Raw genomic sequence first — 14,061 nt, 5'->3', positions numbered from 1 at the left:
ACGCGCCACCGATCGGGAGCGCGCCGGGTTCATTAGAGCTCGGTGGCGTCCGACGCCACTTCACCGCCGTCCACCGCCTCGACCACGGCGAGGACGTCACCGCTCGAGACCTGATGGCCGACCTGGACCGGCAGGGCGCTCAGCACCCCGTCGATCGGGCTCGCGACGGTGTGCTCCATCTTCATCGCCTCCAGGACGACAAGGGTTTGGCCCGCCGAGACCGTCTCGCCCTCGGCGACCGGTAGTCGGATCACCGAGCCCGGCATCGGCGCGGTGAGCGACCCGGGCGGGTTGAGAGTGCTCGGGTCGACGAAGCGTGGCGCCAGCCGCAGGGCGGAGTAGCCGGCGACCGAGTCGAGGTGGGCAACATCGCCGTCGAGGACGACATCATAAGTGCGGCGCACCCCGTCGACGCGCAGCACCACCCGCTCGCTACTGCCCTCGACAACCTCGACGTCGGCCAACGGCTCGTCGTCGACCTGCAGGCAGGTCCCTGTCGAACCTAACGTGTACCCGACGCGCACTTCGCGCCCACCCTGGGTCTGCCAGGTCGTGGTCTGCGGCTGCGAAGGGTTGTTGCGCCAGCCGGCGGGCAACGTGGCCTGCAGAGTTGCGACGGCACGCCGCGCGGCCACCCCGGCCACGGTCGCCGCGACGGCGTGCAGGCGCTCGGACTGCGTGTCTGGGAGGGCAGCGCCGAGTTGGGCGACGTCGTGTCGGTCAAGGAACCCAGTGTCGGTGCCCCGCCCGGCGAACTCGTCATGGCGCAGGACGCGAACAAGCAGGTTGCGATTGGTGGTCACGCCGTGAATACGGGCGCCGGCCAGCGCCGCCGAGAGGCTGGCAAGTGCCTCGTCGCGCGTTGGTGCCCACGCGATGACCTTGGCCAGCAGCGAATCGTAGTAATGACTGATGACCGAACCGGCACGAAAACCCGAGTCAACCCGCACGCCGGCAAGCGCCGGGACATCCAAGGTGCGCAGGGTGCCGGTACAGGGCCGGTAGTCATCGGCCGGATCCTCGGCGCACAGACGGGCCTCGACCGCGTGACCGCGAATTCGCGGGTTGTGCATCTCCTCAGGCAGCGGGCGGCCCATGGCTACGAGCAGCTGGGCACGCACCAGGTCGAGGCCGGTGATCAGCTCGGTAACCGGGTGCTCGACCTGCAGCCGGGTGTTCATCTCGAGGAAGGCGAAGGAGTCGGCTTTGCCATCCTGAGCGGCGTCGTAGACGAACTCGACCGTCCCGGCGCCTACGTAGCCGACGGCGCGCGCGGCGGCGATGGCGGCCTCGCTCATCCGAGCGCGCAACGCGTCGTCGACGACCGGTGACGGCGCCTCCTCGATCACCTTCTGGTGTCGACGCTGCACGGAGCACTCGCGCTCGAACAGAGAGACGACGTTTCCGTGCGTGTCGGCCATGATCTGGATCTCGACGTGGCGTGGGCGCTGGACGTAACGCTCGAGGAAGACGGTGCCGTCGGCGAACGCGGCGGCGGCCTCACGCGAAGCGGAGGTGACCGCTTCGTCGAGCTCGTCCGGCGACGCGACAATGCGCATGCCTCGGCCACCGCCGCCGGCGCTGGCCTTGACCAGCACGGGGTAGCCGACGTCGGCGGCCAGCTTCGCCAGCTGCTCGGCCGATAGCCCCGTCGTGTCGCCACCGGGCAGCACAGGCACCCCCGCGTCGGACATCGTCTTCTTGGCCTGCAGCTTCGAGCCCATCGCGTCGATCGCCCCGGGCGGCGGACCGATGAAGACGAGGTCGGCGGCGGCACAGGCGCGCGCGAACCCGGCGTTTTCCGAAAGGAAGCCGTAGCCGGGGTGTACTGCGTCCGCGCCGGTGAGCGAGGCAGCGGCGATGATCCGGTGGATGTCGAGGTAGGTCTCAGCGGCAGACGAGCCGGGAAGGTGCACGGCCTCGTCGGCGTCGGCGACGTGCCACGCGTCGGCGTCGGCGTCGGAATAGACCGCGACGGTGGCGATGCCGAGATCGCGGCAAGTGCGGAACACCCGCCGCGCGATCTCGCCACGGTTGGCGACCAGGACCTTGCGGATCTTGGGCATCGCCATCACATCCGGAACACGCCGTAGCCACGCTGGCCACGGACCTCGCCGTTGTGGATCACCGACAGGCAGAACCCGAGAACGGTCCGCGTATCGCGGGGATCGATGATCCCGTCGTCGTAAAGTCGGCCGCTGTTGGCCAGTGCGACGGATTCGCGCTCGATCTGTTCCTCGACGGCGGCGCGCATCTGGGCGTCGGCCTCCTCGTCGAAGGGCAGCCCGCGGTCGGCGGCGGACTCGCGCGCCACGATGGACAGCACTCCGGCCAGTTGCGCCGGACCCATCACGGCCGACTTCGAGTTAGGCCAAGCGAATAGGAAACGCGGCGAGTACGATCGCCCGCACATGCCGTAGTTCCCGGCACCGTAGGACGCACCCATGGTGATGGTCACGTGGGGGACCGTGCTGTTGGATACGGCGTTGATCATCTTGGCGCCGTCCTTGATGATGCCGCCCTGTTCGTACTCGGCACCGACCATGAAACCGGTGGTGTTCTGCAGGAAGATGAGGGGGGTGTCGATCTGATTTGCCAGTTGGATGAACTGCGAACCTTTCTCGGCCTCCTCACTGAACAGGATGCCCCGTGCGTTGGCGAGGATGCCGACTGGGAAGCCGTGGATCGAGGCCCAGCCGGTGACGAGTGACGTGCCGTAGAGAGGTTTGAACTCGTCGAAGGCCGAGCCGTCGACCACTCGGGCGATGACGTCGCGGGGGTCGAAGGGCACCTTCGGATCGACCGACGCGATGCCGAGCAGCTGATCGGGGTCGTGCACCGGTGGGTGCGGCGGCGTGGTGGGTCCGGGGCCGTTCTTCCGCCAGTTGAGCCGCGCCATGATGCGACGGCCGATGCGGATCGCATCCTGCTCGTCCTCGGCCATGTAATCGGCCAGCCCCGAGGTGCGGGCGTGCATGTCGGCGCCGCCGAGCGACTCGTCATCGGAGACCTCGCCCGTGGCCATCTTGACCAGCGGCGGACCCCCGAGGAACACCTTGGAACGGTTGCGAACCATCACGACGTAGTCGCACATGCCCGGGACGTACGCACCTCCAGCGGTGGAGTTGCCGAAGACCAAGGCCAGTGTCGGCAGCCCCGCTGCGCTGTGCTGTGTCAAGTCGTGGAACAGCTGTCCGCCGGGCACGAAGATGTCTGCCTGTGTGGGCAGGTCGGCGCCGCCAGACTCGACGATGTTGATGATGGGCAGTCGGTTCTCCCGCGCGATGGCCATGCCGCGGAACACCTTGCGGAAGGTATAGGGGTTCGATGCGCCGCCGCGGACGGTGGGGTCGTGGGCGATGATCATCGACTCGATGCCCTCGACTACGCCGATGCCGACCACCACGCTACCGCCGACGGGGAACTTACTGCCCCAGGCGGCGAAGGGACATAGTTCGAGGAACGCCGTGTCGGGGTCGAGCATCAGCTCGATGCGCTCGCGGACGAGCAGCTTGCCCCGCTTGCGGTGGCGCGCAACGTATTTCGCGCCTCCGCCGCCGTTGACCAGCGCCAGTTGCTCCACGATGGTGTGGAGTTGCGCGCTCAGTCCTTCGCGGTTCTTGAGATACCCGGGCGCGGTGTCGTCGACCCGGTCGGGCAAGACCTGTACCAAAATTTTCCCTCCGGGCGAGCATCGACGTCATCTGCTAGGCGCTGATGTTAGCCGCAATTAACATCAGGTGACAACGGCGGCAGGGCTTGCGTCAGATTTGTTTCCCGCGCCGCGATTCCGTCGAAGCGCGATGGATCGAAGCGGTGCGCTTCGCTGCAGATCGAGCGATCAAAGGAATTGACTGCGGGCGCGACGGCACACACAGGGCCCTTGCTAGGTCGTATCGAGTTCCTCGTCCGGCGCGCGTGGAGTCTACGGTCGCGATCTCGGGTGAACGCCAGCAGTGATTATCAGCGTCGCGCCATGCGCCTCAGCCAACCGAGTCGTATATAAATCCGGGTCGGTCAGAATCTATCGGGTCTCGTCAACTGCGGCCAGCCGCGGAGCGGCCTGATCAGGCGCCTGCCCGAGGGTATATAGGCCGAGACTGCCGAGAAAACCCGCACAGTGCTCGATAAGCATTTCAGTCGAGAGGTTCAGTTGTCCGTCTATCCAGCGACGGAGTATCTCGAACAGGCCCCCGACACCGTAGGTGGCGGCGAGATCTGCGACTTGAAGCACCTCGCTGGGTATATCGAGGTGCAAGCGGGCCTCTCTGAGCACCAGCTCCGCAAAATCGGTCATCAGCTCGCTTCGCAGCTGCCGAAGGAGGGGTTCTGCGCCCGATTCGACAAACAGTATGCGGGCCATGCTGGGATCGTTCTCGATCACCTGAACCAGGGCCTTGATCGGAGCGTAAGCGAGTTCTTGAGGAGCAACCGTGTCGTCCGGAATGGCGCTGGTTATCACCGCCTGGAAGGTGGCGGAGATCTTGGCAAATACCGCGCGCAAGAGTGCGTCTCGGTCGCGAAACTGCTGGTAGAAGTACCGGCTCGTCACTCCTGACTTCGCACACACGGCGGTCACGGTGCACGCGGTAGCTCCGTGGGTGCCCATGATTGAGACCGCGGCATCAATCAACATCACGCGGCGCTGCGCATCGCGTTGAGCTGCGGACAGCCCGCCATAAACACGTGCTGGACTCATGTCCTACAGTCTGGCAGTCTTATCTGACAAGGCATAAAGTCAGATCCAACTTCGAGGAAGGACCTCCAGTGTCGGAAGATCAAGCCCGGACCAGGACCCGCGTGCTGCCAAAACCCAGGCGTGTTCGTTTTCCGATGCCGACCTCCACGAAGCGGCAACACTTCGTGGATGGCGACCTGGTGATGAGCCATTTCATCTCGGTGCTTTCTGCGACGTTCCCGGAAGGCGAGGATTTCTTCATCCGATCGGTCAGGAACTTCCAGAGCTCCATCGACGATCCCCAATTGGATACAGCGGTCAAGGGTTTCATCGGACAAGAGGCCACACATCGACACCAGCATCGTCTCCTCAACGAGCGACTCCAGGTCATGGGGTATCCGACGGCGCGAATCGACCGTCATGTCGCACGCCTGATCAAGCGATTGGAACGGCGCTTTTCGCCGGAAATGCGGCTGTCCATGACCTCCGCGTTGGAGCACTACACCGCTACGCTGGCAGAAATCATTCTTACCAGCGAAGACGCCCAGAAGCTCATCGGACAGACAGAGGTTCGACCGATTCTGCTGTGGCATGCCTTCGAGGAGTCGGAGCACAAAGCGGTTGCCTTCGATGTCTATCGGCTCGTGGGAGGAACCGAGCGCACCCGTGTACGCGGCATGCGGATCGCTTCAGTAATTCTGTTCGGCGAACTCATTCTGCAGACTGCCCTGTCCATGGCCGCTGACAAAGCCTCATATAACCCGGTCACGTTGGTGCGCAGTCTGTACCGCTTCAGTCGCACCCCGATGTTCACCGCCGATGCGCTGCGGCGTTTCCGTTCCTACAATCGCCCGGGTTTCCATCCTGATGATTGGGACAGCGCCGCGGTCCTGGAGCATTGGAGCAAAGAACTGTTCGACCAAGACGGTTCACAGCGAGTTATCGCTTCGTCGGGATAGCAAAGATGCGGAAGTGCGGCGACGCAGGAGCACCGTTCCTGCGTCGCTCCTTCCGAACAGGGTGCGACGCGTCGGTCGACTCACGGATTCGGTGCTCGGTGGCCGGTGAAGGTGGCGGTCGGACCCGCAAATGCGGTTCGCAGCGATCGCCACGGGGCTGGCTGGCCCTGTTGTGAGCCTCGATCAGTCGCTGATGACATAGCGTTGAGCCAGGGTTTCAGCAAGTCTGCTGGTGTGCGCGACCACTTCTTTCTCGGTCACCGCAAGCAAACCGGAGTGCCAGGCGGTGATGACTTCGACGAATCCCCCGACAGCGATCAGGGTGTCCATGCGAAGGGCTATCTCGTCGGCATCTTGTCGGAGGTGTGGCCGGCTTGCCTCAACGACCAACTGCGTTGCTTCCTGTAGCGCCACGGCGCGGCGGTCTTGTAGCGGTGAGCTACCGACATGCTGAGCGAGGAGGATGCGTGCCCGGCCGGGATCGCGTGCGATCCGGTCGACCACGATGGTGATCGCCGCGGTGATGGTTTCGATCGGCGGCCGATTCGCACGCTCGTTGAAGAGCGCGGCGACCTCGCCGAGCATGTCATTGCGGACGCCATCCCACGCAGCAACGAGCAGCTCATCGCGCGTCTTGAAGCCCTCGTAGAAGTATCGATCGTTCAGCCCTGTGCGGGCGCATACGCCGCGCATAGTGACCGCGGCCCAACCGCTCTCACTCCAAATCTCGGTTGCGGCCTCGATCAATTGCTGCCGTCGCTCGGCACGACGCTCGGCCCCGGTCCGACCACCCCAGCGCTTGTTTCTCGACCGCACCTCTCCATCTTGACAAGGTGCTCGTTCCACCACCAAACTGGTGGCATGCGACACCAATGGTGGCTGGTGCCCCCAGATGAGAGTTTCCCCACAGCAGACGTCCATGTCGCGACCCGAAAGGCAGACGGATGAGATTGCTGCCCTTCGGCGGCGCACCAGGCAGAACGCACCGCGCCGATGCAGTCGTCACGGGCGCAGGAAGCGGTATCGGCCGCGCATTCGCCGTGGAGCTTGCGCGCCGAGGTGGACGCGTGGTGTGCGCCGACAAAGATCCCGTCACTGCAAAAGAGTCGGCAGAGTTGGTGAGGCAGGCTGGCGGCGAGGGCTTCGACATCGCATGCGATGTCACCGATCTTGAGCAGGTCCGCAACCTCGCTGATGTGAGCGAAGACTGGTTCGAGAAGGCTGCGAGCCTCGTCATCAACAACGCCGGAATCGGTGCGGGCGGCAACCGCATCGGCGCGACGTCGATCGAGGACTGGAACGCGGCGATTTCTGTCAACCTCTGGGGCGTTATCTACGGCTGCGAGACTTTTGTGCCTCGGCTCCGCAGCAATGGGCATGGCGGAGTCATCAATGTGGCGTCGGCAGCGAGCTTTGGCTCGGCCCCTCGGATGGCGGCTTACAACGTGAGCAAGGCCGGGGTGCTCGCTCTGTCGGAGACATTGGCGGCCGAACTGAGCGGTACTGACATCAACGTCACAGTGCTTTGCCCCACCTTCGTGAAGACGAACATCGTCAACAATCCTCAAATCGACGAGGCGGCTGCAAGACTCGCGGCCAACCTGATGAAATGGACCGGCATTTCGCCACAGCACGTTGCTCGAACGACGTTGAACGCGCACGATCGCGGACAAATTTATGTAGTACCCCAACTCGATGCCAAAGTCTTGTGGCAACTCAAGAGAGCCCTACCCGGCCCCTTTACTCGCACGCTGGGCCTCGTGGAGCGCATGGCCTCATGGAACGATTCAGCCGAGTAGAGGAGCAGGGAAAATGGCTTTCGCATACAGTGACATGCTCGAGACAATCAAAAACAAGCAATGGGCTCTTGCCGATATCGATTGGAACGCCCCTGGCGCGGAACTGATCACCGATGAACAGCGTCCCAAACTCAAGCAATTCATGTCCGACGTGGTGTGGATTGAGCATGTTGGAGCACGTGCCTTCGCCGCGATGGCTCCAAAGGCGCCATTCGAAGCGCTCGGAGACATTTACCGTTACTTTCACGCCGAGGAGCAGCGTCACGCCAATGCCGAACTTGCCTTGATGCGTCGCTGGGGCATGCTCGAGGAAGGCGAGAAACCGGTCCCGAACAAGAATATTCGGCTGGTCATCGAATGGCTGGACCGTTATGCGGAAGCCCTGCCCCTGACCGTCATCGGGGCCGCGATTCCGGCACTGGAGACTGCGCTCGATGGAGCGCTGCTGAAGTTTCTCCTCGATGAGGTTGACGACCCTGTGTGCGGGGAGGTGTTCAACAAGGTCAACAGCGACGAATCAAGGCATCTCGCGGTTGGCTTCCAGGTCTTGAATGACCTGGGCGCCAGCCCGATGCGAATCCACGCCATTCAAACTGCGGGTGCTCTTGTCGACCCGCGAATTCTCACCGGCGCTTTGCTGTATATCCCGCTCCTGACGCGCATGTTGATGAATCTCAACGCTATGGGTCTGTCCGAGGAGAAGTTATACAACGCAGTGACGCGGTATGCCAATGTCGGCGATCGCAGTGAGCATACGCGGAGGGTGCCCGGCTATCACATCTTGAAGGCGCACATGTCGTCGTCCATCAAGCGGTCCCAGCCTCTGCACTTCGTGTCTCAGCGCCTTGGCAATGCGATCGATGTTTTCCCTGTTCAGATTTTCGGTCGGCCGCCATCCTGGACGGACGAACTGACCTACGAACCGGTTGCCAAATGACAGGCACCACGACGACGTTGATCGTCGGCGCCGGGTTCGCAGGTATCGGTGCGGCGATCAGACTGCTTCAAGAGGGCACGGATGACTTGGTCATCCTGGAACGGTCAGATCGCGTCGGAGGCACCTGGCGAGACAATACTTATCCCGGTGCGGCCTGCGATATTCCCTCGCTTCTCTACTCCTACTCGTTCGAGCCGAATCCGGGCTGGACTCGTACCTACTCGGGGAGCGCTGAGATCCTCGAATATATCGACGATATGGTCGCCAAGTACGATCTTGCCCGGTTCATCCAGTTTGATACCGACGTGACTGCCTTGGAATTCGATGAGAGTGCCGGCATCTGGATGGCCGACACGGCAGATGGAAAGCGGTATCACACCCGGTCAGTTGTGATGGCCAGTGGACCACTTGCCAACGCCAGCTTTCCCGATATTCGGGGTATTGACTCGTACGGTGGAAAAAAGATCCACAGCGCTCGATGGGACCATGGCTACGATCTCGGCGGTAAGAGGGTTGCAGTCATCGGGACAGGCGCGAGCGCGGTTCAGATCATTCCCGAGCTCGTAAAGTCGGCTGCCTCGGTCAAAGTCTTCCAGAGAACGCCCGGCTGGGTGTTGCCCAGGGTGAACTTCAGGCATCCGGCCTGGGCGCGTTCGACCTTCACACACCTGCCGGTGAGCGAACAAGCGCTCCGCGACGCGTGGTTTTGGGCCCACGAAGTGATGGCAGTGGGTATGGTCTGGAACACCGCCGCGACGTCCGCGATACAGCTGGCGGCCAAGGCTCATCTCCGTCGGCAGGTGAAAGACTCCTGGTTGAGACGTCAGTTGACGCCCCATTTCAGGCCTGGATGCAAGCGCATGCTCATGACCAGTGATTATTACCCTGCGCTACAGGCGGATAACTGCAAGCTGATCAGCTGGCCGATCGCCACATTGTCACCCAACGGTGTTCGGACCGCCGACGGTGTCGAGCACGAAGTGGACTGTATCGTATTTGCCACTGGCTTCGATGTGGCCAAACGTGGCACCCCGTTCCCGATTAGCGGCCTCGGCGGTCGGAAGCTCGGCGATGAATGGTCTCAGGGGACATTTGCCTTCAAGAGCGTGAGCGTGGCCGGGTATCCGAACTTATTCTTCACTTTCGGACCGAATTCGGGGCCAGGCCACAACTCGGCGCTCGTATATATGGAGGCTGCAATTGACTATATAGTCAAGGCGATCAAGCTCCTTCAGCAAAATGACATCGGCACTTTGGATGTGAGGGAGGATCGTCAGGACCGCTATCACTCCGAAATTCAGCGCCGCCTTCGACGAACGACTTGGAATTCGGGGTGCAGCAGTTGGTATTTGACCGAGGACGGCTACAACGGCACGATGTACCCAGGTTTCGCGACCCAGTTTATGAGAGAACTATCCCGCTTGGATCCTCATGATTACGTGATAACCCGGCGCGACGATACACACGTCGAGCTGACGCAATCACTCTGAATACAAGTTTGCAAGGCTGACCGTCAGAACGGTGAAATACAGGAATGGATCGCAAGTCCGACCGTAATTACGAGATAATTATCATAGGAGCTGGATTTTCCGGCATCGGGTCTGGCATTAGCTTGATGAAGGCGGGATTTACCGACTTCTTGATGGTTGATGACGCCGATGGCGTAGGTGGTACGTGGCACTGGAACACCTACCCGGGTATCGCTGTCGATATACCGTCGTTCAGTTATCAATTCTCATACGAAATGCGGCCCTCTTGGTCGCGCACGTACGCCCACGGCAATGAGCTCAAAGCCTATGCCGAGCGATGTGTTGAAAAGTATCGGCTCTGGGACCATATTCGTTTCAACACAACCATTACCGAGGCTTGTTTCGACGAGAACGCAACACGGTGGCATTTGACCAGTGCCAATGGTGAGGAGTTCACGGCACGCTTCGTGATAAATTGCTCCGGCGTTCTCAGTCGGCCAAAGTGGCCTGAAATCAAGGGGGTGCGAGATTTCGCCGGCGTTACGCTCCACACGGCTAGATGGGACAATGCCAAAGATCTCAGCGGGAAGAGGGTTGCAGTAATCGGTACCGGTGCATCGGCGGTGCAACTGATACCCGAAGTCGCAAAGAAAGCAGAGAGTCTGACGGTATTTCAGCGAACTCCAATTTATTGTCTGCCGAAGCCAGACTTCCCCATACCGACGTGGGGTGGAAGGCTTCTACATTTCCTGCCGGGGGCACAATTGGCGACCCGGACCGCCAGCCAGGCGTTCGTGGAAATCACTTTCCCAATCGCCGCTCACTTTCATACGGTGATACCGTTCGCCGATGTCATGGAGAGCGCCGCAAAGCGGTACATGCGGCGTGAGGTCCATGACCCGACGACGAGAGAACAACTCATTCCGCGCTACTCGTTGGGCTGTAAACGACCCAGCTTCCACAATTCCTATCTCGCAACCTACAACCGGTCCAACGTTTCGCTCGAGACGAGCGGCATAACCCATATCGACCATGCATCCGTCCATACTCGAGACGGCAAAGCTCATCCCATTGACGTCTTGATCCTGGCCACCGGCTTCAAAGTGATGGAGTCGGGCAACATGCCTACTTACGTATTGAAGGGACGCGGCGGGCTGGAGCAGGCTACATGGTGGGGCGAGCATCGACTGCAGGCCTTCGAAGGGGTGAGCGTCCCGGGATTTCCGAATCATTTCAACATCTTCGGCCCGTACGGCTACAACGGTTCCTCGTACTTCACGCTCATCGAGGCGCAGAGTCGGCACATCGTCCGGTGTCTTCGTCGCGCGCGGGCGCTGGGTGCTAACTGGGTGGAGGTCAAGAAGGAGGCGAACGACCGTTATTTCGCCGAAGTGCTAAGGCGGCGTCACAGACAGGTTTTCTGGCAGCCGAGCTGTTCCAGTGCCAACAGCTACTACTTCGACAGGCACGGTGACGTTCCACTCCGTCCATCAACGACTCTGGAGACCTATTGGCGGAGCCGCACCTTTCGCCTCTCGGACTACCGATTCGAGAATCGGCCCGAAGAGGTGTGTCCCCGGTGACCAGAATGGATGCCCCTGACTGGCAGCCCAGTCTTGCCAGTCATCTCGTCGCGATGTCCTCGCGAACCACGCTGCGGCCACTGGCGCAGCTGATGCCATCAAACGCCTACGGACTTGCGGTGATGGATCGCGTGCTTCGAACAGCGCTCGTAGCCTCACGGCCTCGGCGCGGCGTCACAGTGCGCAAGGTTGACACTGTATTCGCCGGAGGCCCGGTTCGTGGGGACTGGATCACCACGCCTGCCATTAATCCGCATGCCAACCCTTTGCTGTACATCCACGGCGGCGCCTATTCTATGTGCTCGCCGGAGACGCACCGCGGTCTTCTTGGTGAACTCGCCTCGGCGAGCGGGCGCCCCATCTTCGCAGTGAAGTATCGTCTTGCCCCGCGGTATCCCTATCCCGCAGCCGCGGACGATGCGCTGAATGCGTATCGCTGGCTTACCAGCGGAGGGTCCCCGGGTTCTTGTCAGCGCACCGTCGCGGTTGCCGGCGATTCAGCGGGCGGTCAGCTCACGATGGCCACGGCCTTGGGCGCTCGTGCAGTTGGATTGCCGCTCCCTGATGCGATGCTGCTGATGTCTCCCGTCCTGGATCTCAGGTGCGAACTTGCCAGAGCGCGTGAACTTCGCCGCCGGGATCCTTTTGCCTCCGCTCAATCAGCGGCGCGCGCTCTTGACCTCTACGTAGGTGGCGCAGATCGCGGAGATCCGCGCCTCAGCGTGCTTGACGCGGACCTCACCTCGATGCCGCCGATCCTCATTCAGGTGGGCGGGAGAGAAATGTTGATCGATGACTCGCGCCGTCTCGCCGAGCGACTTCAATCAGCTGGATCCCACGTCGACATCCAGGTATACCGGGGACAGATCCATGTATTCCAGGCTATGTTCCGGATTCTTCCCGAAGCCCGAGACGCGATTCATCGAGCGGGACGCTTCCTTGAAGCCTCGGAAGTCAGGTGAAAGTGTCCGAACAGGCAATGCTCCTACACCTACACCACCTCGACCGCCGCAGCGTGAAGTCAGTCGTCTCTGCCTCATGAGCAGCAACTTCGCGACGGCCTGTCGCGCGTACGATCCGTCGATCGTGATCATCGGGGCCGGCTTCGCCGGGGTTGCGATGGCCCACCGGCTGAAGAAGGACGGGTTCACGAACTTCACGATCCTGGAAAAGGCTGCAGACATCGGGGGTGTTTGGCGTGACAACACCTATCCGGGAGCGGCCTGCGACGTGCCGTCAGCGTTGTACTCACTCTCGTACAAGCCCAATCCTCGTTGGTCACGGCGATATGCCGAGCAGCCCGAGATACTCAAGTACCTCCAACAACTCGTGGAGAGTGGCGGACTGGCCGCGCATCTGCGTACCCAGACCGAAGTTGTCGCAATGACCTTCGATGACCAGCCAGGGCGTTGGACCCTGGTTACGAACTCGAACGAGACAATAACCTGCGATGTCGTCGTCTCGGCCGTGGGTCAGCTCTCCTTGCCCCACGTACCCGTTATTGCCGACGCAGACACCTTCCAGGGGCCGCGCTTTCATTCGGCGCGTTGGGACCGATCGGTTTCGCTTCGCGGCAAGCAAGTAGCCGTCATCGGCACAGGAGCTAGTGCCATCCAATTCGTGCCACACATCGCCCAGGAGGCGGAGCATGTCACGCTATATCAGCGCACGGCTCCGTGGATCTTGCCGAAGTGGGACAGCAGGTATGGAGTCCTTCACGACAGGGTGAGCGAGTTATTGCCGATGGCGCTGCGCCTCGAGCGTTTCGCGGTATGGCTAATTTTCGAGTTGCTCGCTGTGACGCTAGTCGACGCGAAGCCCCTCTCACGCGTCCTCGGTGCGATCGCGCGCCGCCACCTACATCGGCAGGTTGCTAGCCCATCTTTGCGCGAGCAATTGATGCCTTCGGACGCGCCAGGGTGCAAGCGAGTGCTGTTCTCGAATGATTACTATCCAGCAATCGCGAGTGATCGCGTGTCGTTGGTGCCGAAGGCTATCGCAGAGCTCTGCGACAACGGTGTCAAGACCGTGGATGGAAAGTTTCGTCCTGCAGATGTCGTGATCTACGGAACCGGGTTTCGCGCCACCGATTTTCTCGCCCCGATGTCCGTGCGCGGCTCTCGCGGAGTCTCCTTGGCCGAGGGTTGGAAGACCCAGGCGTACGCATATCTGGGCATCACTGTCCCCATGTTCCCGAACCTGTTCCTGCTTTATGGTCCCAACACGAATGTGGGCTCGGGGTCGATCCTCTACATGATCGAGTCACAAGTCCGTCACATCGCAACGCTCATCAAAGCCGTGGCTGCTCATCCGGGTCATGCGATCGATGTCAGGGCGGAGAGCGCGCAACGCTACAACACGCGCTTGAGAAGGCGACTACGGAGGTCGGTGTGGGCGCTGTGTGCGAGCTGGTATCGAACCTCGAGCGGGGAAATCCCGACGAACTGGCCGGGGCCTACCTTGGTTTATCGACTCCTTACCCGGAAGCCGCACAGCGGCGATTACGTCTTGAGAAACGTCGGGCGTCTAAAGGTCGGAGACCCTGCAGAACCGAGCCTGGCCGACTAAGGGCACGAGACGCGCACTTAACCGCTAGGCCAATAATGTCTAGATATTGACATCAATGGCATCTTTGT

General features: G+C 61.5%; 11 protein-coding genes. 7 read left to right on the top strand and 4 right to left on the bottom strand.

Translation table 11 applies throughout. The features are described from left to right. Positions 1-32: 32 nt before the first annotated feature. From A5790_RS08660 to A5790_RS08650, 3 genes are all read right to left on the bottom strand, one after another. On the bottom strand, positions 33-2,066 hold the full coding sequence (locus A5790_RS08660) for a biotin carboxylase N-terminal domain-containing protein (protein ID WP_005116476.1): 2,034 nt from the start codon (positions 2,064-2,066) through the stop codon (positions 33-35). 5 nt (positions 2,067-2,071) lie between these two features. Continuing rightward, positions 2,072-3,673, bottom strand: coding sequence for an acyl-CoA carboxylase subunit beta (locus A5790_RS08655; RefSeq protein WP_005086599.1), 1,602 nt, complete (start codon positions 3,671-3,673; stop codon positions 2,072-2,074). Positions 3,674-4,024: 351 nt separating this feature from the next. After that, positions 4,025-4,699, bottom strand: a complete 675-nt coding sequence (locus A5790_RS08650) for a TetR/AcrR family transcriptional regulator (RefSeq protein WP_005086598.1) — start codon at positions 4,697-4,699, stop codon at positions 4,025-4,027. A 68-nt stretch (positions 4,700-4,767) separates the two neighbouring features. Here A5790_RS08650 and A5790_RS08645 point away from each other — a divergent pair, with 68 nt between their 5' ends. Further along, positions 4,768-5,637, top strand: coding sequence for a metal-dependent hydrolase (locus A5790_RS08645; RefSeq protein WP_005086597.1), 870 nt, complete (start codon positions 4,768-4,770; stop codon positions 5,635-5,637). A 183-nt stretch (positions 5,638-5,820) separates the two neighbouring features. Here A5790_RS08645 and A5790_RS08640 read toward each other — a convergent pair whose 3' ends face one another. Continuing rightward, positions 5,821-6,384, bottom strand: a complete 564-nt coding sequence (locus A5790_RS08640; RefSeq protein ID WP_005131302.1) for a TetR/AcrR family transcriptional regulator — start codon at positions 6,382-6,384, stop codon at positions 5,821-5,823. Between the two features lie 197 nt (positions 6,385-6,581). On the opposite strand from A5790_RS08640, the gene A5790_RS08635 reads away from it, so the two are divergent. The 6 genes from A5790_RS08635 to A5790_RS08610 all read left to right on the top strand — a co-directional run bounded on the left by A5790_RS08635 (position 6,582) and on the right by A5790_RS08610 (position 13,993). Beyond that, on the top strand, positions 6,582-7,436 hold the full coding sequence (locus A5790_RS08635) for an SDR family NAD(P)-dependent oxidoreductase (RefSeq protein WP_005086595.1): 855 nt from the start codon (positions 6,582-6,584) through the stop codon (positions 7,434-7,436). A gap of 13 nt (positions 7,437-7,449) precedes the next feature. After that, entirely contained in the window at positions 7,450-8,373 is a 924-nt protein-coding gene (locus A5790_RS08630; protein WP_005086594.1) for a hypothetical protein, read from the top strand. Then, the gene (locus tag A5790_RS08625; RefSeq protein WP_005086592.1) at positions 8,370-9,863 is read left to right on the top strand and encodes an NAD(P)/FAD-dependent oxidoreductase; all 1,494 of its coding nucleotides are present in this window, start codon (positions 8,370-8,372) and stop codon (positions 9,861-9,863) included. Before A5790_RS08630 ends, A5790_RS08625 begins: the two co-directional genes overlap by 4 nt. A 44-nt stretch (positions 9,864-9,907) precedes the next feature. Then, entirely contained in the window at positions 9,908-11,425 is a 1,518-nt protein-coding gene (locus A5790_RS08620; protein WP_005086591.1) for an NAD(P)/FAD-dependent oxidoreductase, read from the top strand. Next, positions 11,422-12,387, top strand: coding sequence for an alpha/beta hydrolase (locus A5790_RS08615; RefSeq protein ID WP_016895701.1), 966 nt, complete (start codon positions 11,422-11,424; stop codon positions 12,385-12,387). Before A5790_RS08620 ends, A5790_RS08615 begins: the two co-directional genes overlap by 4 nt. 76 nt (positions 12,388-12,463) lie before the next feature. After that, positions 12,464-13,993, top strand: coding sequence for an NAD(P)/FAD-dependent oxidoreductase (locus A5790_RS08610; RefSeq protein WP_005086589.1), 1,530 nt, complete (start codon positions 12,464-12,466; stop codon positions 13,991-13,993). Positions 13,994-14,061: the final 68 nt, after the last annotated feature.

The sequence above is a fragment of the Mycobacterium sp. 852002-51152_SCH6134967 genome, from assembly GCF_001667105.1.
Lineage (GTDB): Bacteria > Actinomycetota > Actinomycetes > Mycobacteriales > Mycobacteriaceae > Mycobacterium > Mycobacterium neumannii_A.
Note: the sequence above shows the minus strand (reverse complement) of the source record. Positions and strands in the feature narration are given on the sequence as shown.